The 18,630-nt window shown below is 72.2% G+C and carries 18 protein-coding genes and 1 pseudogene; 8 read left to right on the forward strand and 11 right to left on the reverse strand.

Features of this window, described 5'->3' with window-relative positions; translation table 11 throughout:
- Nucleotides 1-146 precede the first annotated feature (146 nt).
- Nucleotides 147-597, forward strand: a pseudogene (locus OG289_RS38960) (solute carrier family 23 protein); the annotation flags it as partial.
- Between the two features lie 34 nt (nucleotides 598-631).
- On the opposite strand, the gene OG289_RS38965 reads toward OG289_RS38960, so the two are convergent.
- A complete protein-coding gene (locus OG289_RS38965) occupies nucleotides 632-3,061 on the reverse strand; it encodes a hypothetical protein (RefSeq protein WP_327318712.1) in 2,430 nt (809 codons plus the stop codon).
- Between the two features lie 167 nt (nucleotides 3,062-3,228).
- Between OG289_RS38965 and OG289_RS38970 the strand changes: the two genes are divergently transcribed.
- The gene (locus tag OG289_RS38970; RefSeq protein ID WP_327318713.1) at nucleotides 3,229-4,032 is read left to right on the forward strand and encodes an aspartate/glutamate racemase family protein; all 804 of its coding nucleotides are present in this window, start codon (nucleotides 3,229-3,231) and stop codon (nucleotides 4,030-4,032) included.
- Nucleotides 4,033-4,053: 21 nt separating this feature from the next.
- On the opposite strand, the gene OG289_RS38975 is transcribed toward OG289_RS38970, so the two are convergent.
- Nucleotides 4,054-4,242 (reverse strand): hypothetical protein, encoded by a 189-nt coding sequence (locus OG289_RS38975; RefSeq protein ID WP_327318714.1) that lies wholly within the window; start codon nucleotides 4,240-4,242, stop codon nucleotides 4,054-4,056.
- Between the two features lie 60 nt (nucleotides 4,243-4,302).
- The gene (locus tag OG289_RS38980) at nucleotides 4,303-5,094 is read right to left on the reverse strand and encodes an AraC family transcriptional regulator (RefSeq protein ID WP_327318715.1); all 792 of its coding nucleotides are present in this window, start codon (nucleotides 5,092-5,094) and stop codon (nucleotides 4,303-4,305) included.
- A 96-nt stretch (nucleotides 5,095-5,190) separates the two neighbouring features.
- On the opposite strand from OG289_RS38980, the gene OG289_RS38985 reads away from it, so the two are divergent.
- A complete protein-coding gene (locus OG289_RS38985) occupies nucleotides 5,191-6,042 on the forward strand; it encodes an NAD(P)H-binding protein (protein ID WP_442819023.1) in 852 nt (283 codons plus the stop codon).
- A gap of 120 nt (nucleotides 6,043-6,162) precedes the next feature.
- Here the strand turns inward: OG289_RS38985 and OG289_RS38990 are convergent, their stop codons facing one another.
- Complete coding sequence (locus tag OG289_RS38990; protein ID WP_327320943.1) at nucleotides 6,163-7,515, reverse strand: MFS transporter; 1,353 nt, start codon at nucleotides 7,513-7,515, stop codon at nucleotides 6,163-6,165.
- 209 nt (nucleotides 7,516-7,724) lie between these two features.
- Here OG289_RS38990 and OG289_RS38995 point away from each other — a divergent pair, with 209 nt between their 5' ends.
- The gene (locus tag OG289_RS38995) at nucleotides 7,725-8,120 is read left to right on the forward strand and encodes a winged helix-turn-helix transcriptional regulator (protein ID WP_327318717.1); all 396 of its coding nucleotides are present in this window, start codon (nucleotides 7,725-7,727) and stop codon (nucleotides 8,118-8,120) included.
- Between the two features lie 25 nt (nucleotides 8,121-8,145).
- Here OG289_RS38995 and OG289_RS39000 read toward each other — a convergent pair whose 3' ends face one another.
- From OG289_RS39000 to OG289_RS39015, 4 genes are all read right to left on the reverse strand, one after another.
- Nucleotides 8,146-8,568 (reverse strand): acyl-CoA thioesterase, encoded by a 423-nt coding sequence (locus OG289_RS39000; protein WP_327318718.1) that lies wholly within the window; start codon nucleotides 8,566-8,568, stop codon nucleotides 8,146-8,148.
- Nucleotides 8,569-8,636: 68 nt separating this feature from the next.
- Nucleotides 8,637-9,287 carry a hypothetical protein gene (locus OG289_RS39005; RefSeq protein ID WP_327318719.1) on the reverse strand — a complete coding sequence of 217 codons (651 nt, stop codon included), beginning with the start codon at nucleotides 9,285-9,287 and terminating at the stop codon, nucleotides 8,637-8,639.
- 49 nt (nucleotides 9,288-9,336) lie between these two features.
- On the reverse strand, nucleotides 9,337-9,936 hold the full coding sequence (locus tag OG289_RS39010) for a histidine phosphatase family protein (RefSeq protein WP_327318720.1): 600 nt from the start codon (nucleotides 9,934-9,936) through the stop codon (nucleotides 9,337-9,339).
- Between the two features lie 78 nt (nucleotides 9,937-10,014).
- The gene (locus OG289_RS39015; protein ID WP_327318721.1) at nucleotides 10,015-11,223 is read right to left on the reverse strand and encodes a pyridoxal phosphate-dependent aminotransferase; all 1,209 of its coding nucleotides are present in this window, start codon (nucleotides 11,221-11,223) and stop codon (nucleotides 10,015-10,017) included.
- An 87-nt stretch (nucleotides 11,224-11,310) separates the two neighbouring features.
- Between OG289_RS39015 and OG289_RS39020 the strand changes: the two genes are divergently transcribed.
- Complete coding sequence (locus OG289_RS39020) at nucleotides 11,311-11,952, forward strand: helix-turn-helix domain-containing protein (protein WP_327318722.1); 642 nt, start codon at nucleotides 11,311-11,313, stop codon at nucleotides 11,950-11,952.
- A gap of 71 nt (nucleotides 11,953-12,023) precedes the next feature.
- On the opposite strand, the gene OG289_RS39025 is transcribed toward OG289_RS39020, so the two are convergent.
- The 3 genes from OG289_RS39025 to OG289_RS39035 all read right to left on the reverse strand — a co-directional run bounded on the left by OG289_RS39025 (nucleotide 12,024) and on the right by OG289_RS39035 (nucleotide 15,753).
- Complete coding sequence (locus tag OG289_RS39025) at nucleotides 12,024-12,851, reverse strand: hypothetical protein (RefSeq protein WP_327318723.1); 828 nt, start codon at nucleotides 12,849-12,851, stop codon at nucleotides 12,024-12,026.
- Nucleotides 12,851-14,113: a VWA domain-containing protein gene (locus OG289_RS39030; protein ID WP_327318724.1), complete on the reverse strand. Its 1,263-nt coding sequence runs from the start codon at nucleotides 14,111-14,113 to the stop codon at nucleotides 12,851-12,853. The genes OG289_RS39025 and OG289_RS39030 overlap by 1 nt, the downstream gene beginning before the upstream one ends.
- A gap of 113 nt (nucleotides 14,114-14,226) precedes the next feature.
- Nucleotides 14,227-15,753, reverse strand: a complete 1,527-nt coding sequence (locus OG289_RS39035; RefSeq protein WP_327318725.1) for an IucA/IucC family protein — start codon at nucleotides 15,751-15,753, stop codon at nucleotides 14,227-14,229.
- Between the two features lie 92 nt (nucleotides 15,754-15,845).
- Between OG289_RS39035 and OG289_RS39040 the strand changes: the two genes are divergently transcribed.
- The 3 genes from OG289_RS39040 to OG289_RS39050 are packed head-to-tail and all read left to right on the forward strand — an operon-like array spanning nucleotide 15,846 to nucleotide 18,628.
- A complete protein-coding gene (locus OG289_RS39040; protein ID WP_442819117.1) occupies nucleotides 15,846-17,426 on the forward strand; it encodes an IucA/IucC family protein in 1,581 nt (526 codons plus the stop codon).
- Nucleotides 17,427-17,441: 15 nt separating this feature from the next.
- Complete coding sequence (locus OG289_RS39045; protein ID WP_327318727.1) at nucleotides 17,442-18,356, forward strand: HipA family kinase; 915 nt, start codon at nucleotides 17,442-17,444, stop codon at nucleotides 18,354-18,356.
- Complete coding sequence (locus OG289_RS39050; RefSeq protein WP_327318728.1) at nucleotides 18,353-18,628, forward strand: SelT/SelW/SelH family protein; 276 nt, start codon at nucleotides 18,353-18,355, stop codon at nucleotides 18,626-18,628. Before OG289_RS39045 ends, OG289_RS39050 begins: the two co-directional genes overlap by 4 nt.
- Nucleotides 18,629-18,630: the final 2 nt, after the last annotated feature.

Here is an 18,630-nt window from a genome sequence, read left to right on the forward strand (position 1 = left end):
ACCGAGAACTCCGGTCGAGGGGGACGGCCCTCGACCGGAGCCGTGGACCCGACACCAGGGTCCACGGCCGGCCGTGACCGGGGCGCGCGTTGACGCGCGCCCCGGGACGGTTCCGCGCCGTCCTGTTGTTCCGGTCCCTCCCCCACGCGATGACCCGGATCCGCAGCCGCTACGTCGTCGCCACCGGTGGCGGCTTCCTCGTCCTGATGGGCTGTGCCCGATGGCCGCCTCGCTCATCGCCGTCGTCCCCGGCCGGTCCTCGGCGGGGCCGGCGTCGTCCTGTTCGGCTCGGTCGCCGCGAGCGGCATCCAGACCCTGGTCCGCTCGGGCCTGGAGAAGGACGACAACGTCCTGATCGTCGCCGTCTCCCTCGCCGTCGGCATCATCCCGATCACCGCGCCAGAGTTCTGCCAAGCCCTCCCGGAGACGGCGAGGATCGTCCTGGACTCGGGCATCTCCACGGGCTGCCTGGCGGCCGTCCTGCTCAACCTGGTCTTCAACCACCTGGGCCAGGGGCGGAACGCGGACGAGGTGACCGCGCCCATGGCCCCGGACATCGCGGGCGGCGTCTCTCCTGAGGCGGTGGTCGCAGGCTGAGGCAGGGGCGTCGCCGCGGCAGTGCGGCACCCGGCTACGCGTGAGTGCCGCGTCGGCGAAGTGTGGTGCGCAGCCGCCGCAGGTCCGCGCAGTCGCCGCAGGGCACTGCCTCCGTCTCGGGGCAGGTGGCCTCGGAGCCGAGCATGCGCTCCACCTGGTGCAGTGCGTCCTCGTACCGTCGCTGACGGCCCAGGTTCTTCAGCAGGGCCCGGCTCATGTTCCAGTGCAGGACGGCGTCCTGAGCGCCGACACGCTCCAACTCGGCGAGAACGTACCGGTATTCGGCCTCGGCCTCGGAGAGCAGCGCCACGGCGTCAAGGGCGTGGGCCAGATGGTGCCGTACGTTGAGTTCCAGCTCCCCGTGCTCTCGTGCCTGTCGGATGCGCGTGAGCAAGGGGCCGGCCTCGGCAGCGACACGCTCGTCCCGTCCGGCCTGGGCCAGTGTCTCGACGAGACCCATGTGCGCGTACAGGCCACCTGGCAGGTCCGGTGGGGAGCAACCGTCGATGGTGTCGACCAGACTCTCGAATTCTCGCTCGGCCTCGTCGAACAGACCATGAGAGAGCAGAGCGTGTGCCCACACCAGGTGGGTCTGCAACGTCTTGTGGTTCGTGGGACCTGAGGTCGCGCGGAGCTCGGTCACGAGGTCCCTCCCCTCGTCGACGGCGACGTCTCTGACGTACTGGATCCGAAGACGTCTGACGGCGAGCTTCGCTGGGTGGTCGGCGTGCAGTTGATCGCCCCGGTGAAACAACATGGCCAGGCAGACACCGATTGTTTCCTTGGAGCCCGACTGCGCCGAGTAGGACACTGCCTGATGGCCCGCGTCCATGTAGTGGTCCACGGCGTCGCCCGCCTCGGCCGGAACTGCCGCCAGCCCGTGCAGCACATGAGGAAGGAGCAGCTCCCACCATGGCCAGGCGCGCGGGTCCCGGGGATTCCAATGTGTGACCTGGTGAACCGAATGGGCCGCGGCCCTCCACGTCCCGGCGACGTGTTCGTCGAGACCGTTCCTGACATGGACGGCGTTGACCTCGCGGACCAGGGGGTGCATGGTCACGCACGGCACCGATACGGCGTCCGGTCCGGCGAGGCCGATGTCCACGACATCCACCAGCCCCAGGTCGACCAGCGCCTCAAGCGCACGGTCGCAGTCGTCCGCGACCGCGGTGGCCGGGAGCACTCCGCTCTCGGCGAGACAGAGGATGTCCAGGAGATCAGCTGGAAACGGAGCGTGGGCGAAGCATGACAACAGACGCATGATGCCGCGGGCTGCCGGCAGCCCCTGCCTCTGAAGGAGGTCCAGGCTCAGCTCCCAGGTACGGCTGATCGGCTCGCGGTGCGCGCAGGCACTCCGGTCGAGGAGGCCGGGGCCGAGCCGGTCGAGTGCCTCGGCGTACGACGGGAAGTCCCGTGCTCCCGTCCGCGTCAGCAGATCGGCCCCGCGCCGTGTCCGCGCCAAAAAGGATCCGGCCAGCCAGAGGGCCAGGGGCAGCCCGCCGAGGCGTTCGGACAACCGCTCGGCGTCCACCGCCGATCCGGCATCGGGCGCGAGGTCCATGAGTACTTCACCCCCGTGCTCGGGAGACAGAGCCTCTACGGTGTGCCGCTGCGCCTCGGCCCCCCATGGCTCCGGGCCGCCCGCACGGGTGGTGACCAGGGCGAGTCCGGCCGGACTCGGGCGGACCCATCCGGTGCCGTCGCCCGGCGCGCCGCCGCTGCAGAGCCATTGCGGCTGGTCGGCGTTGTCGACGACCAGCAGCCAGGGCAGAGGTGCGGCGTCGAGTGCGGCCCACACCAGGTCCGTGGCGCTTTCCTGCCCGGACCAGGCCGCCTGGATCAGCCCCTCGTCGACACCGAGCCGCCGGGCCACCCACTGCATCCCCGTCGAGATCCCTTCACGGGTGGCGGCGGAGATCCAGTACACGTCCAGGTGGCGTGCGTGTGCCTCCGCGGCCAGTTGCAGCGCGACCGTCGTCTTGCCGCAGCCGCCCAGTCCTTCGAGTACCTGTACCCGTCCTGTCGGCCTCGTCAGCTCCTCTCGCAGAATGGCCAGCAATTGGTCCCGGCCTCGGACCGAGCGGGGGAGTTCGCCGTACGGAGCCCGGAGAGACCCGGCTTCGACCGGGGCGCTGGGCGAACCGGGTTGCTCAGGAAGGTCGTTGCCTGATCGGCGTGTACTCTTCCGGGCCGCATCCGCGTCTTTGGCGGCCTTGTGCAGGTCCTGCCAGGCGGCGTCCGCCGGGACACGGGCCGCCTTGAGCAGACTCTTGACGACGTCCCACGAGGGCACTTTGGTGCAGTTGAGCGCGTCCCCGACGGTCGTCTTTCCCACCGCAGCGGCTGACGCGATGGCGCGCAGGTTCGTCAGCCCCGCCTTCTCCAGTTGGCGGCGCAGTTGTTGGGCCAGGAGCCGGACTGCCCGTGGCGCGTCCGAAGGTGCTGACCCTGTGCTCTTGCCCATGTACCCTCCGCTGCGACTTCCCCTCCGGAGAGTACGCGTTGTCCGCGCCGGACGTGCGGACAGCGCAGGCCGGGCCCCGGCTTGTCCGCGATGTGTCCGCATGCCTTCAGGCCACCGTGGTCGCTGTCGTCCCCTGAAGTTCCACCGAAGAACTGGAGGACACCACAGTGGACGTTCCGGACCTGGAGACGATCAAGGAGTGGATGGGCGAGTACTTCCACGAGCACGCTGGGGAGTTCGCGACGGCGTTGGGACTCGCCCGCGCGATCCGAGCTCTCCGCTCGTCTGGGAGGCGTGCTCAGGGTTCGCGGTCCGAGAGGGCCCGCGGCCCCAGGAGCGTCGTTCTGATCAACGCGAACGGGTCGGCCGCCGCGACCGAGACGATGACGGAACTGGCCCGGCGTACCCTCCGCCCTGAGGACGGGTTCTTCGTACACGGCGTGACGGCGGCCGACGGCCCGCGCCCCAGCGGGGCGTCGGTGGATCCGCGTGCCGCCGTCCCGCAGGTACTCGCGGCCGCGCTGCGGGCACGGCCGGACACCACCGACGCGTTCGTGGTGTCGGACTTCGGCGACCAGGCCGCGACGGAACTGCGTGCCGTCCTTCGCGTGCCGGTCGTGGGTATGGGGGAGGCCGCGTTGCTGGAGGCGTCATCCGCACGGTTCGGAGTGGCCGCAGGCACTCCGGGCCTGGCGGAGTCAATCGCCGCGCGCATCGACGCGCTCGGGCTGGCTTCCCGCTGTACCGGAATCCGGGTCGCCGGCGACGGGGCGGAAGCACTGGTACCTGATCCGGGTGAGCTGCGGGCCCGATGGGCGACCGCCGTCACGCAGTGCGTCGACCAGGACGGGGCCAGGACGGTGATCGTGGCAGGCGGCGAGGTGGCAGAAGGCGCAGGCGAGAGTCTTGCCGTACCGCTCATCTGCCCCGTGGCAGCCGCTTGTCGCAGGGTACGGAGTCTGCTGGGGTGAGGCAGCGGGCCCAGGGCGAGGTCAAACGGGCCCCGGCCCCGGCCACGCCATGAGTTTCGCGAACAGTTCGGCCTGTTTGGGGTCGGCCGCGGTGAACCCGTCGGCGTCCTGCCGGCCCGCGACCGCCGCGCCCAGGCTCAGCAGCGAATACGGGCTCGGGATCGGACCGTCGGACTCGACGTCGACGCAGATGTACAGACCGGGTTTCACGCGTTGTGCGGCCAGGGCGCCGGAGCATCGCAGGGCCGGAGGGGTTTTCGGCATCCGAATTCAGCGCTGCCGGAAGGGCCGGCAGGGCGTGGCGCGGGGCAGCCGGCCGGTGAAGAACGCCCCTGGCGGGACGCCCATCAGGGTGCGGAAGTCGGCCGTCATGTGTGACTGGTCGTAGTAGCCGGTGGCGGCGGCGAGTTCGGCCCACGGGGCGGAGGCCGCGTGTGTGAGGACGTGGCGTACACGGTCGATACGGGCGTAGTGCTTGGGGGAGACACCGACGCCGTCGGCGAACAGGTTGCGCAACTGGCGCTCGCTGACAGCGAGTTCGCGGGCCACCTCCCGCACGGGGGCGGGGGTGCGGTCGGGGCGGGTCGACAGGGCGTCGACGGCGGCCCGCAGCAGGCGTTCGCGCGAGCCGTCCGTGGGCGGCGGCAGCAGGTCGGCCAGGCGGGCGGTGATCTCCTCCGGTTCCGCACCGGTCAGTTCGCGGGCCAGGCGGCCGGCGGCCGGGGCCGGCAGGTCACCGGCCGGCACCGCCCGGCCCACGAGGTCCACCGCCGACACTCCGAGCAACGGGCCCACCGCCCCCGGCGCCAGCCGCAGTTGCACGCACGACGCCAGGCGCTTGTCAGGTTCCGCGTGATAGGTGGCACGCGTACGCGGGCCGACGACCAGCGTGTCGAGCCGGCCGTTCTCCTCGACGCGGACGACGACCTTGGTCGCCGTGTCCGGTACGTGCGTGAAGGCGTCGTCAGGGGCGCGGTCGACGACGACGTCACCGATGCCGGTGATCCAGGGACGCAACGCGGAGGGGATGGGCAGGGCCTGCTCGGCAAGGGCGTTCGTCACCCCTCCACCGTAAGCGCGCGGCCGGGGCGAGCGGGCGTCCGAAGCGTGCCGGAATTTCCTAGAGCCGGGAGGGCGGCGACCGCCACCGTGGTGGTCATGATCCTCGTGACCGGTGCCACGGGCACCATCGGCAGCGAACTCGTACGACACCTCGCGGCGCGCGGCGAGAAGGTGCGCGCCCTCACCCGCGACCCCGCGAAGGCCCGGATGCCCGTGGGCGTCGAGGTAGCGCGCGGGGACTACCTCGAACCCGCCTCCCTGGAGGCCGCGATGTCCGGTGTGACGGCCGCCTTCCTGGTGGGCCTGCCCGGGCCGTCCGCGCAGCACGACGAGCCGCTGGCGGCGGCGGCACGGGCGGCCGGCGTGGGCCGGCTGGTCAAGCTGTCCGCGATCGGCACCGGCGATCCCGAGGTGGGGCCCACCGGGGAGTGGCACGTCGAGGGCGAGCGGGCGGTCCGGGAGAGCGGCGCCCAGTGGGTCGTCCTACGGCCCTCCTCCTTCGCCTCGAACACGCTGAGCTGGGCGCAGGCCGTCCGGGCGGGCGAACCGGTGCCGAACATGAGCGGTGACGGAGCCCAAGGGGTCGTCGATCCGCGCGACGTCGCCGAGGCGGCCGCCGTCGCACTCCTCGACGAGCGCTGGGCGGGCCGGACGTACACGCTGACCGGGCCCGAGACCATCAGTGCGCCCGGCCAGGCCGCCGTCCTCGCCGATCTCCTGGGCCGCCCGGTCCCGACCCGCGACCTCGCCCTGGACCAGGTCCGCGCGTACGTCCTGAACTGGTGGCAGGACGAGGCCGTCGCCGACGGCGTCGCGGTGAGTTCCGCGTACGTCCGCCGGGGCGGCAACGCCGTCGTCACCGAGGACGTGCCGGAGCTGCTGGGGCGCCCGGCGCGGACGTACCGGGAGTGGGCGCTCGACCACCGGGAGGCGTTCGGGGTGGGGTGAGGGAGCCGGGAGGGGCTGGTGAGGGCAGGGGGCTGCTGGTGCCGGGGCGGGCGGGCCGCTCGCCCCGCTGCCCCGGCGTCCCACCGCCCCTGCGCCCGCACAGCATCCGTCCTGCCCCGCTCAGCCGCCGTCCTGCTGCGGCCGCCTCGTCCGCAGTACTGCCGCCGCCAGTACCAGTGCCGTCGCCGCGATCACCGAGGCCACCCGGAATGCCAGTTGGTAGCCCTGCGCCGTGGCCGGGAGCAACTGGGAGCCTTCACCCAGCAGTTCGTCCGTCTGGCTCGCGGCGAGCGTCGACAGGACCGCGAGGCCGAGTGAACCGCCCACCACCTGGGTGGTGTTGAAGAGTCCGGACGCCAGTCCGCCGTCCTCCTCCCGGGCCCCCGACATGGCGAGACCGGTCAGCGCGGGCATCGCGGCGGCGAAACCGGCGGACATGAGGAGCATGGGAGGCAGGAAGTCGGCGGCGTACGAACCGTCGGCCGGCGCCCGGCTCAGCAGCGCCATCCCGGCGGTGATCAGCACCAGTCCGGCCAGCAGGACGCGGTACGGGCCGAAGCGGCCCATGGTCCGCGCGGACAGGCCCAGCATCAGCAGGCCGATCGCGATCGGCGCCGGCAGGAACGCCGTGCCGGTCGCCAACTCGCTGTAGCCGAGGACCCGTTGAACGTACAGGGCGCCGATGAACTGGAAGCCGAACATCGTCGCGATCATCAGCACCTGGACGGCGTTCGCCCCGCTGAGCAGGCGTGAGCCGAACAGGCGCAGGCGCAGGAGCGGGCGCGCGGCCCTCGCCTGGCGGAGGACGAACCCGGTGAAGAGGGCCGCGGCGAGCAGGGCGAGGAGCGCGGTGGTGGCGGCGTCGCGGTCGCCGGCGCCGACGATGACGTACACCGTCAGCATGAGTGCGCTCGTGACGAGGGCCGCGCCCGGGTAGTCGGCGCCCCTGCCGAGCCCGGCGCCGCTCTCCGGGGCGAGGACGCGGACGGCCGCGAACCAGGCCACCACGCCGATCGGCAGGTTGATGAGGAAGATCCAGTGCCAGGTGAGGAGTTGGGTCAGCGCCCCGCCGAGGAACGTGCCGAGCGCGCCGCCCGCCGCGCCGACCGCGCTGAACACCGCGATGGCACGGGCCTGTTCACGCGGCTCGGGGAACAGCGTCACCAGCATGCCCAGGACCACCGCCGAGGTCATCGCCCCGCCGACGCCCTGCACGGCACGTGCCGCGATCAGCAGCCCCTGGCTGGTGGCGAGCCCGCACAGTACGGACGCCGCGGTGAACACCGCCAGGCCGGCCGTGAACATCCGCTTGCGGCCCACCAGGTCACCGAGTCGGCCGACCAGCAGGAGCAGACCCCCGAAGGGGATGAGGTAGGCGTTGACGACCCAGGCCAGGCCCGGGCCGCTGAACCCGAGGTCGCTCTGGATGGCGGGCATCGCCACGGTGACGATGTTGCCGTCCAGGATCGTCATCAGCGTCCCCGCGCACAGGACGACGAGGGATGCCCAGCGGGAGTACGTTTTGGGGTGTGCCGTGTGGGTCGGCCCCTCGACCCTGGTGTACGTGGACATGGCCTGCCGGCCTCCGCAATCTCCGTAGGAACCGTACGTGCCCTTGGTGCACGTCTTGTAACGGAGTTCATGGTGGGTGACCATGGAGGAAGGCATAAGGAGGCAGTCGGATGTCCCAGAGGAACACCGGTGTTACCTCGCAGGTGGTGAACGCGCACGCCTGCCCCGTCCGTGAAGTTCTTGACAGGGTCTCGGGGAAATGGAGCGTGCAGATCCTGGTCGCCACCGCGCACGGTCCCATCCGCTTCACCGAGTTGGAGCGCAGCATCGAGGGCATCAGCCGCCGCATGCTGACCCTGACGCTGCGCAACCTGGAGCGTGACGGACTCCTCACCCGCACCGTGCACCCGACGGTGCCGCCGAAGGTGGAGTACGAACTCACCCCGGTGGCCCGTGAGTTGCACGAGACCCTGCAACGCCTCACCGTCTGGGCGGAGCGCAACAGGGTCTACATCGCACAGGCGCGCGCGACGTACGACACCGAGCAGGAGCGGGAGTTGGTGTGATCTCCCGGCTCGACAGCTGCGGGCCCTAAAGTTCGAACAGGCCGGGATCCTTGGCCAGTTCCTTGAAGTAGTCGTGCGGGTTCGCGATCATCCGGCGCTTCTCCAGGTCCAACAGGCCGCCGACCGAGGTGAGTTCGGCCGCTACCGTTCCGTCGGTCTTGCGGATGGTCTGCTGGATCCGGAACGTCTTCCCGCCGCCCCACTCGAAGACGCAGGTGACGTCGACCTCGTCCCCGGCGAGGAGTTCACGCTTGTACCGGATGGTCGTCTCCAGGCCGACCGGGCCCACGCCCCTCCCCAGCAGGTCGGCCTGGCTGATCCCCGCGGCCTGTAGCAGGGACCAGCGGGCGTGTTCCGCATAGTTGATGTACACGCTCTGGTTCACATGGCCCTGCACGTCCGTCTCATAACCGCGGACGGTGATCCGGACGGAAAACGGCTCGCTCACTGCTTCCCCTTCTCATCGACGAGCATGCGATGCGCTGGATGCCCTGGGCACCGATCTTGGCATGTCCCTCACACCCGGCGTGGGGAAGCCAGCAGATAGCGCGCTCTCGTCCGGGGCTCGGTGTGCTCGCCGACCTGCCAGCCCGTCTCCTCCAGTGTCGCCGCACAGGCCCGCAGCGTCGCGTCGTCCGGCCCCTGCACGGCCACCGCCTCCGGCTGCGGGGTCGCCCGCACCCGGTAGCCGTCCGTGCCGACCGGCCCGGCGGGGCGGTGGCCGGCCGCCTCCAGGGCGAGCCCGGCCGCCCGCACGAGATGCGCGCGCTCCCAGCCGCAGGGCCGGTCCGTGCCCCCGTCCGGGTTGGTCATGCGACGCAGCTCCAACAGCCCCTGCCACGCACTGTGCACCTCGCGGGCCCGGGCCGGACCGGCGGGCCCGACACCCTCCTCGCCCCCGACGCGCGCAGCGAACACGCCGGTGGCACCGGCGTCACCCGTACCGGTGTCCGCCTTCGGGGGATCGGCCGGCTGCTCGGGCGCGGCTTCCCGTGTCCGATGCCCCGCCGGGGTCAGGAAGTGATCGTGCGGCGGCCGCGGATGCCGGAACGCGAGCCCGTGTCTCACCAGGGCCGCGAGCTGCGCCTGCGTACCCCGCAGCCGCCCGGTGACCGGATCGGCGGCGTCGATCACACGCCGCTGTGCGGCGGTCGGCGGTCGTGTCACGGCGTGCTCTCCCTGCGAGTGCTGCCCCTCGGCGGGGCCTTCTCGAAGACTACGACCCGGGTCTGACATTCCAGGCGGCGATCACCGGCCGCCCGTGCTCGGTGGCCAGCCGGCACAGTGTCCCTGTCGCCAGCTGGAACAGCGATCCCGCCGACGCCGGCAGTCCGAGCCGGCGGGCGGTCAGCACCCGCAGGAAGTGCCCGTGCGCCACCAGCACCACGCACCCCTCGGTGTTGGCGTGCGCCGCGTCGACCTTGGCCAGGATCCGGTCGGCCCGCTCCCCGACCTGCTCGGGCGTCTCCCCGGGATGGTCGGGCGGCCCGGGCGCGACGCCGTCCGTGAACAGGAACCAGCCCGGCCGGCCGCGCTGGATCTCGACAGTGGTGACGCCCTCGTAGCCGCCGTAGTCCCACTCGCGCAGGTCCGTGTCGACCCGGACGTCGTGCAGCCCGATCAGCTCCGCCGTCTCCCGCGCCCGCTGCAACGGGCTGACGAACGCGGCCCCGATCCGGTGCGAGCGGATCAGCGGCACCAGCAGCCGTGCCTCCTCCCGCCCGTGGTCGGTGAGCGGGACGTCCGTCGATCCGGTGTGCCGTCCGGAGCGCGACCAGGAGGTCTCGCCGTGCCGGACGAGAAACAGGTCGCCCACGTGTGCCCTTCCTGCCGTGCCTCTGCAGCACGGTGTCACAGGGCGTCGGCGGGCGCAGTCCGGCACACGCCGAAGCCCCTACTGCCGGTACCCGCTCAGGAACCGCCCGATCCGGCCGATGGCCGCCTCCAGGTCGTCCGCGTGGGGGAGGGTGAGGATGCGGAAGTGGTCGGGGGCGGGCCAGTTGAAGCCGGTGCCCTGGACGACCTGGATCTTCTCCCTCAGGAGCAGGTCCAGGACGAACTTCTCGTCGTCGTGGATGGGGTGCACCTTGGGGTCGATGCGCGGGAACGCGTACAGCGCGCCCTTGGGCTTCACGCACGACACGCCCGGGATCTCGTTGAGCTTCTCCCAGGCCATGTCCCGCTGGTCGTACAGCCTGCCGCCCGGCACCGTCAGCTCGCGGATGGACTGGCGGCCGCCGAGCGCGGCCTGGATGGCGTACTGGGCGGGCGCGTTGGCGCACAGGCGCATGGAGGCCAGCATCGTGAGGCCCTCCAGGTAGTCCTTCGCGTGTTGCCTGGGGCCGGTCACCACCAGCCAGCCCGAACGGAAGCCCGCCACCCGGTACGTCTTCGACAGGCCGCAGAAGGTCAGGACGACCAGGTCGGGGGCGAGCGCGGCGGCCGAGTGGTGGACGGCGTCGTCGTACAGGATCTGGTCGTAGATCTCGTCGGCGAAGACCATCAGGCCGTGCCGGCGGGCGAGGTCGAGGATGCCCTCGATGATCTCCTTGGGGTAGACCGCCCCGGTGGGGTTGTTCGGATTGATGATCACAACCGCCTTCGTGCGGTCCGTGATCTTCGACGCCATGTCGTCCAGGTCCGGGTACCAGTCGGCCTGCTCGTCGCAGAGGTAGTGGACCGCCTTGCCGCCCGCGAGCGTGGTGACCGCCGTCCAGAGGGGGAAGTCGGGGGCTGGGATGAGGATCTCGTCGCCGTCCTCCACCAGCGCCTGTACGGCCATCGACACCAGTTCCGACACGCCGTTGCCGAGGAAGACGTCGTCGACGCCGACCTCCAGGCCCCGCTCCTGGTAGCGCTGGGCCACGGCGCGGCGGGCGGAGAGGATGCCGCGCGAGTCCGTGTAGCCGTGCGCCTGCGGGAGCATCCGGATCATGTCCTGGAGGATCTCCTCCGGCGCCTCGAAACCGAAGAGCGCGGGGTTGCCGGTGTTCAGGCGCAGGACGCTGTGGCCCGCCGCCTCCAGCGCGTTGGCGTGCTCGATCACCGGGCCGCGGATCTCGTAACAGACCTCGCTCAACTTGTTCGACTGCCGGAACTCCATGCGCGCTCGCCCCTCCGGTTCGTTGTGTTGCTTGGTTTTACCAAGTTCCAGCTTGGAAAGTCCAACGACATGTCTAGACTGCGTGCCATGTCACCTCGCCGAAGCTACGACCAGTACTGTTCCGCCGCCCGCGCGCTCGACACCGTCGGCGACCGCTGGACCCTGCTGATCGTCCGGGAGCTGCTCGCCGGCCCGCGCCGCTACACGGACCTGCACGCCGACCTGCCGGGCGTGAGCACGGACGTGCTCGCCTCGCGGCTGAAGGACATGGAACGGGACGGGCTGACCACCCGGCGCAGGCTGCCTCCGCCGGGCGCGGCCTACGTGTACGAACTCACCGGGCGGGGACGTGAGTTGCTCCCCGTACTCCAGGCGCTGGGGGAGTGGGGCGAAGGCGAACTCGGTGAACGGCGGCCCACCGACGCCCTGCGCGCGCACTGGTTCGCGCTGCCCCTGCTGCGCGGGCTGGAGGGCGAGGGGCTCGAAGGCGAAGGACTCGTCGAAGTCCGGCTGGAGGAAGGGGACTTCCATCTGTTCGTCGGCGCGGCGGGCGGGCCGGTGTACGGCTACGGGGCCGCGTCCGTGGAGCCCGACGCGCGGCTGGTCCTCGACACGGACACCTGCACGGCCGTCGCCCAGGGGGAGTTGACCGTGCGGGACGCGGTGCGCGCCGGGCGGATCGGCGTGAGCGGTGACAGCACCCTGGCCAAGGCTCTGCGGGAGGCCTGAGAGAGGGCGTGCACGGCAGAAGGCCCACCGCCGCGCCGCGGTGGGCCTTCTGATGGTGCGTCAAGCCGGTGTCAGGCGCCCGGTGGTATGTTCCGGGGTCGGCCCGAGCCGCGCGTCAGCGTGTAGCCGCCGATGCCGGCGAGGGCGGCCAGCATGGCGCCGATCGCGGTCCACACCCAGCGGTCGGACCACCAGCCCGACGCCCAGCCGTCGTCCGGCTCGATGCTCGACAGGACGGCCGTCGCCGACGAATCGTCCTTCTCCGTCTCGGAGGTGACGGCGATGCCCGGGACCAGCGGCTCCGCCAGCGAGCCGTCGACGGCCGCGGATCCCCCGATGTCCTTGGAGTCCACCCGCAGTTCGGCGTTCACCGGCAGACCCAGGTCGGCCGCCTTGAGGTCGAGGACCGTCAACCGGACGTAGTACGTGCCCGGCAGCGGGTCGTTCGCCCACGGCTCCGACCAGGCACGGACCGTGCGCAGCACGCAGGCCAGCTCGACGGAGGTCGCGCCCGCCGCGGCGGAGCGCGTCTGGGCGCCGTACTGGCAGGCCTGGCGGCGCCGCAGACCGTCGTACACGTCGACCTGCCAGGTCTGCGCGGTGTGGGCCTGAGGAAGCTTCACCGTCGCCTTCACGGTGGGACGTTGACCCGAGTCCGCCGGGAACGACCAGTACAGGTAGTCGCCCGCGGAGCCGCTCGCCGTCGCCGTCCGACCCTGCTCGATCTCCGTCGCCGTACGGAACGACGTGCCCGCCTCGGTGGGCGCGGAGCTGTCGCCGGACGGGCTCGCCGACGGGCTGGAGTCGGCCGCGACCGGCGGGACCGCCGGGCCGAGCGTCAGCCCGAGGGCCAGTCCCAGCGTCGGCAGGGCGCTGCTCAACACACGTGTGATCCGCATCAGTTGGTCCTCCAGACCGCGACCCGCCAGCGTGACAGCCAGCCCCACAGCACACCCGCGAGGAAGCCGGCCAGCACCAGGACACCCAGCAGCCACCAGCCGCGACCGAGGCCGAAGGAGGCCACGTCGCTCGCCTGCGACGGCCCGTCGACCACGTCCACGGTCAGCTCCAGCGGCATGCCCGGCGTGGCCTTCACACCGGAGGCCGCCGAGTAGGAGTTGGTCACCTGCACGCACACCGTCTCGGCGGGAGCCTCGTCCTCGTCGCTCTCCGCCTTCGGATAGCGCAGACCGGTCGAGATGACGTCGGTACGGCCGTTCCCGGCCGCCTCGCCGCGCACGATCTCCCGGCCGTGCACCGTGACCGCCCGCATCAGCACCCCGTAGTCGGGGTTCATGGCGCGGTCCGCCGACACGCTCACCGAGGCGCGCAGTTCCTGGCCCGGCTCGACGTCGACCCGGTACCAGCGCTCCTGGCCGAACTCCTCGCGGTCGGTGTACAGACCCGACTTCAGCGTCGGCGCCTTGGCGCAGGAGGCCGCGCCCTGGGTGGCCACCGGGGTCACCACGGGGTCGGCGGCCCGGTCGACCAACTGGTTGACGCGGTCGGTGAGTTCTTCGGTGTGCTCCACCGACGTGTAGGTGCCGCCGGTCGCCTCGGCGATGCAGCTGAGCTGCTGGCGCATCTTGACGTTGGGCACCAGGCCGAGGGTGTCGATGGTCAGGCCGATGCCCTTGGCCGCGATCTCGCGGGCCACCTCGCACGGATCGAGCGGAGCGCAGGTGTCCTCGCCGTCACTGATCAGCACGATGCGCTTGGAGCCGGTGCCGCCGTCGAGATCGTCGGCCGCCTTCAGCAGGGCGGGACCGATCGGCGTCCAGCCGGTCGGCGACAGGGTCGCCACCGCCGTCTTCGCCTCGGTCCGGTCCAGCGGGCCGACCGGGTAGAGCTGCGCGGTGTCCTTGCAGCCCGTCTTCTGGTCGTCACCCGGGTAGTTGGCGCCGAGGGTGCGGATGCCGAGGAGAACGTTCTCCGGGGTCGCGTCCAGCACCTCGTTGAACGCCTGCTTGGCCGCGGCCATCCGCGTCCCGCCGTCCATGTCCTTCGTCCGCATCGAACCGCTGACGTCGAGGACCAGGTCGACCTTGGGTGAGAGGGCGGTGGTCTCGTCGGCTACCGCCCCGGCCGGGAACGCGATCCCGGCCGTGAGCGCGGCGAGCAGGGCGCAGACGCCCGCCGCCAGCCGTTGTGTTCTGATCATCGGCGGATCCTATTGATCAGAGGCGTCCCGCCACAAAACGGCGGCGGAACCGCTTTCGAAGAGGGGACGGAACCGGCTTCGAAGATGTGGCGGAACCGGTTTCGAAAACGCGGTCAGTCCGCGTCCGCATCCAGCGGGTTGGGCAGCAGGGCCCACTGGTCCCCGGGCGCTTGCGGGGACAGCCGCATCAGCGTCAGCGCCTTCGTGGGAAGCGGTTTCTCGCACAGCGCCGCGAGGTCCGGGGTGTGCGGCAGGTCCCGTACGGCCGTCTCCAGGGCCGAGCACAGGGCCTGACGGCTGCCGGCCGTCGCCGCGAGCGCGCCCGCCACCAGGGAGCCGAACAGCTTGCGCCGCAGCGCGGTCACGTCGTCCGTGAGGATCCGCGCGGGCAGGTCGTCCGGCAGCGGGACGCCGTGCCGGGCCAGCCGGGCCGGGCTGACGCGGATGTCGGCCAGGTCGCGGTAGACCAGCCGCAGCGGGGCGCCCGACGCCGACAGCACCACCAGCAGGTTCTGGCCGTGCGCCTCCAACGCCACACCCCGCTCCAGCAGTCGCAGCCCGACGGTGAGCGCGAGCCGTGCGAACTCCGCCAACCAGGGCGCGGAGCCGGGCAGTCCGGTGCCGGCGAGGGCGCCCACCGGGACGACTTGCTCGCCCGGCGCTCCGTACACGCGCGGCGACTCGCGCAACACGGCCGCCAGGTCGGGGGAGTCGGCGGTGGCCGCGCCCAGGGTGCGGGTCATGTGCAGCAGGCCGTCCGCGCGCGGCGCCAGGCTCTCCGCGAACGCCGAGAGAGTCGCGGAGGCGGCGATGGAGCCCACGGAGATGTCCCGCACCGAGGACGTCAGCCGGGTGCTCAGCGCGGTCTTGACGTGCGGCCCGCCAGGCATCGCGAGCGTGCGAAGTGACATCAGCGGATGCGCCACGACCCCCTCCTCGCAGGATCGTTTGAGCACGTGCGCGGCCTGCCAGGGATGCACCGGGATCAGCAGCCGGCCCCCGTCCCGCAGCTGCTCCGGCCACTCGCCCGACACCAGGCACTCACCGGCCGGCACCGGCAGCAGACCCAGCCGCACCGACGGCCGGTGCTCGGGCCCGTACGCCAGCTGCTCGACCACCGAGAAGCCGGGCCGCGCACGGCAGTTGGGGTGGAACGGATGCCCGTCGACGACGCGCTGCTCCCACTCCCAGTCGTGCACCGGCCACTCCCGCGGGTCCTCGGACGAGGTGCCGTCGGGCTCCTGGTTGGCCCGTGACAGCGCCAACGACGCGACACTGTGGCCGAGTTCGGCGGCGAAGGCCCCGCCGTGCGGCACCGCCAGCTTCGTCATCAGCCGCGCGGGATCGTCGTACGCCACCCCGTCCAGCCGCACGTCCGTCACATGGGCGGCGGTCCCGTACGGGTCGGCGCGCGGGCCGTGCAGACGGCGGCCGTCGCGCAGCCGCAGCAAGCTCTCCGCCCCCGACACCTCCCGGTGCGCGATCCAGGGCAGCGGCTCGTGGACGAGCGCCCGCCACAGCCGGGTCAGCACGGCTGCCCGCGCCCCGGGCAGCGCGGCCGAGTACCGCGGGCCGAGAGCGGGGCGTACGGCGGCCAGTTCCGCGGCGAGCTCGGCCTCGGCGGTGGGGGGACGGTGCACCGGTTTGCTCCTGGGGGTACGAGTACGACGTCACGAGGGTCGTGACGACAGCGATACTGATCGTCTCCGCCCAGAAGAACCGTAGGGAACCAGTGGATCGCGTGGACCTCATACCCCCGCCCGCCGACGCCGCGGCACCCGCCGCGGACATCGCCGAGCGCGCCGACGCCTACGCGGCCGCGCCGTTGCTCAACTGTCTGCTGCGGGAGGTCGCCGAACCGCTGCCCGGGCCGTCGGGAGGGGACGGCCGGCTCGTGTACCGGCTGCCCGGCGGCGACCGTCTGCTGCGGGTGCGCGGCGCCCGGCGGCCCGCCGCACCCGAGGTGTACGCGGCGGGTGCCTGGCACCGCCTCGACCACTCCGAGCTCGTCAAACTGGTCGCCGAGGTACTGCGTGGGCACACCGGGCTGTCCAACCACGAACTGCCCGCCGAGATGATCGACAGCAGGGACGCGGTGGCCGCTCTGCTCACCGCACGCGCGCGTGCCGCCCCGCCGGCCGCCGGCTATCTGCGTTCCGAGCAGTCCCTGGTCACCGGTCACCCCCACCACCCCGCCCCCAAGGCGCGCGGCGGCGGTCCGCACGCCGGCTGGCTGCCGTACGCCCCCGAGGCGCACGCCCGCTTCCCGCTGGTCCTGCTGGGCCTGCGCGAGGACCTGGTCGTCGAGGAGGGCGACACCTCCGCGCTGGACGCCCTCGGCGAGGCCCCGCCCGGCTACCGGCTGCTGCCGGCCCACCCCTGGCAGCTCGACCTGGCCGGCCGCCGGCTCGCGCCCGCCTTCGCCGACGGCCGTCTGCTGCGGCTCGGCACGACCGACTTCGAGGCCTGGCCGACGGCCGCCGTACGCACGCTGTACGCGCCCGAGCGGGACCTGTGCCTGAAATTCAGCCTCGACGTCCGCATCACCAACGACATCCGTCGGCTGTGGCGCCACGACCTGCTGAAACTGTGCCGGACCGACGCGGCGGCGGCCCGGGCCTTCGAGACGCTCGGCGGCCCCGCGGCCGGCGGCCCCGCGGCCGGTGGCCCGGCGGCCCGGGGCCCGGCGGTCTGGCTGAGCGACCGCGGCTACCGCACCGCGGCCTTCGCCTTCGAGGAGCTCGCCGTCCTGGTCCGCGACGGCCTGGACGACCGGCTGCTGCCCGGCGCGACCCCGCTGCTCGCCGCGGGCCTCGTGGAGGGCTTCGACGGCAGTCCCCTGGACGCCACGGCGGACCCGGCGGCCTGGTGGGAGGCCTACCTGGCCGTCGTCGTCCCCCCGGCGCTCCGGGTCTTCGCCGAGCACGGCGTCGTCCTCGAGGCGCATCTGCAGAACACCCTGGTCGCCGTCGACGCCGACGGCACCCCCGTGCAGGCCCTGTTCCGGGACGCCGAGGGCGTGAAACTGCTGCCGGACGTGGAGCGGGCGGCCGGCTGGGAGCGGCTGGTGTACTGCCTGGTCGTGAACCACCTCTGCGAGGTCGCCGCGGCCCTCGCCGAACGCCACCCCGGCCTCGACCCGTGGCCCGCCGTCCGCCGTGAACTGGCCCGCCACGACCTCCCCGAGGCCGCCGCGCTCCTCACCGCGCCCACCCTGCCCGGCAAGACGAACCTGCTGCTGCGCTGGACGGGCGCGGACGGGGCGGACGCCCGCTACCTGCCGCTGCCCAATCCCCTGGCCGCGGGCCGCTGACATACCCTGACCGGTGTGCTGCGCGACGTGACTGCTGTTCGATACGTGACCCCGCTGAGGTCCGGCGGCTCCGTGCCCGGAGTCGTCGAGGCCGACGACCTGGGCACGTACGTCGTGAAGTTCACCGGTTCCGCGCAGGGCCGCAAGGCGCTGGTCGCCGAGGTGATCGTGGGAGAGCTGGCCCGTGCGCTGGGCCTGCGCTTCCCCGAGCTGGTGTTCGTGCACTTCGACCCGGCGATCGCCGACGGCGAGCCCCATCAGGAGGTACGCGACCTCCACGCCGCGAGCAACGGCCTCAACCTCGGCATGGACTATCTGCCGGGCGCGAAGGACTTCACCCCAGGGGTGGCGAAGACCTTCGGTGTCGACCCGCTGGAGGCCGGGCGGATCGTCTGGCTCGACGCACTGACCGTGAACGTCGACCGCACGGTCCACAGCTCGAACCTGATGGTCTGGCCGACGCTCGGGATCGCGCCCCCGCGACTGTGGCTGATCGACCACGGCGCCGCCCTCGTCTTCCACCACCGCTGGGACGGGTCGGATCCCGGGAAGCGGTACGACTTCCGGCATCACGCCCTCGGCCACTACGGCCCCGACGTGCGGGCGGCCGACGCGGAGCTGGCGCCGAGGGTGACGCGAGAGCTGCTGCGGGACATCGCGGCGGAGGTCCCGGACGCCTGGCTGGCCGGCGAGGAGGGCTTCGCCACCCCGGACGACGTCCGGGAGGCGTACACGGACTACCTCCACGCGCGCGTGCGGGCCTCCGAGGCCTGGCTGCCCACCGACTTCCCCACCCGGGAGGAGCTCGCCGCCGAGGAGGCCCAGCGCGCGGCGAGGACCCAGCAGGGCCGCCCGAACTGGCTCAAGCGGGTCCCCGACCTGCACGGCGAACCGGCGGCGGAACAGGATTGGTCGGTGCACCTCGGATGACTCAGACCGTGCAGATCGAGTACTGCACCCAGTGCCGCTGGCTGCCCCGCGCGGCCTGGCTGGCGCAGGAGCTGCTGACGACCTTCGAGACGGAGCTCACGGAACTGTCCCTCAAGCCCGGCAAGGGCGGCGTCTTCGTCGTCCGTGTCAACGACGAGGTGGTCTGGGACCGCCGTGAGCAGGGCTTCCCGGAGCCGACGGCGGTGAAGCGGCTCGTGCGCGACCGAGTGGCCCCGGGGAAGTCCCTGGGCCACTCGGACACCCCCGGGTGACG

Origin of the sequence: Streptomyces sp. NBC_01235 (assembly GCF_035989285.1) — a bacterium.
Lineage (GTDB): Bacteria > Actinomycetota > Actinomycetes > Streptomycetales > Streptomycetaceae > Streptomyces.

What these genes read in the sequence shown, in the direction of transcription:
- OG289_RS39020 (WP_327318722.1), top strand. Translation starts at nt 11,311, where the DNA reads ATGTCACCTCGCCGAAGCTACGACCAGTACTGTTCCGCCGCCCGCGCG.
- OG289_RS38995 (WP_327318717.1), top strand. Translation starts at nt 7,725, where the DNA reads ATGTCCCAGAGGAACACCGGTGTTACCTCGCAGGTGGTGAACGCGCAC.
- OG289_RS39025 (WP_327318723.1), bottom strand. Translation starts at nt 12,851, where the DNA reads ATGCGGATCACACGTGTGTTGAGCAGCGCCCTGCCGACGCTGGGACTG.
- OG289_RS38985 (WP_442819023.1), top strand. Translation starts at nt 5,191, where the DNA reads ATGATCCTCGTGACCGGTGCCACGGGCACCATCGGCAGCGAACTCGTA.
- OG289_RS39050 (WP_327318728.1), top strand. Translation starts at nt 18,353, where the DNA reads ATGACTCAGACCGTGCAGATCGAGTACTGCACCCAGTGCCGCTGGCTG.
- OG289_RS39015 (WP_327318721.1), bottom strand. Translation starts at nt 11,223, where the DNA reads ATGGAGTTCCGGCAGTCGAACAAGTTGAGCGAGGTCTGTTACGAGATC.
- OG289_RS39030 (WP_327318724.1), bottom strand. Translation starts at nt 14,113, where the DNA reads ATGATCAGAACACAACGGCTGGCGGCGGGCGTCTGCGCCCTGCTCGCC.
- OG289_RS38990 (WP_327320943.1), bottom strand. Translation starts at nt 7,515, where the DNA reads ATGACGATCCTGGACGGCAACATCGTCACCGTGGCGATGCCCGCCATC.
- OG289_RS38965 (WP_327318712.1), bottom strand. Translation starts at nt 3,061, where the DNA reads ATGGGCAAGAGCACAGGGTCAGCACCTTCGGACGCGCCACGGGCAGTC.